The organism is Stenotrophomonas sp. 05N423 (assembly GCF_056397145.1).
Window position 1 is genome coordinate 1 of record NZ_JBFTMV010000045.1, and the last position, 402, is coordinate 402.

A 402-nucleotide genomic window follows, 5' to 3' on the forward strand; every position below is an offset into this window, starting at 1 on the left:
GGCGGCAGCGTCAGCCCGAACATCAGCGTGCCGCAGCACGAGAAGTCCGGCAGCACCACGCAGGCCGGCATTGCCGATGGCACCTTGATCGTGCATGACGGCAGCGGCGAGGGCATCGCCCGTGGCGTGACCGAACTGCAGCAGGATGGCCTCAAGGACATCTTCGATCAGCAGAAGGTGGCTGAGCGGATGGAGATGGGACAGGTGGCCGGGCAGGTGGGGATGCGGGCCGCCGGTGACCTGGCTCAAAAGATGGGATGGGAAGAAGGCAGCAAGGAGAAGGTGATCCTGCACGGCATTGTGGGCGCGGCCATTGCCGCACTGGGCGGTAGCGATGCGTTGTCGGGCCTGGCCGGTGCGGCGGCCAACCAATTGGCGTCAAAGGCGATGCAGGACTACCTG

The 402-nt window shown here is 65.7% G+C and carries 1 protein-coding gene; it reads left to right on the top strand.

Translation table 11 applies throughout. From position 1 onward, the window contains the following. Positions 1 to 27: 27 nt before the first annotated feature. A partial coding sequence (locus AC1DGW_RS16900; RefSeq protein WP_478025213.1) for a hypothetical protein occupies positions 28 to 402 on the top strand: 375 nt, incomplete at its 3' end.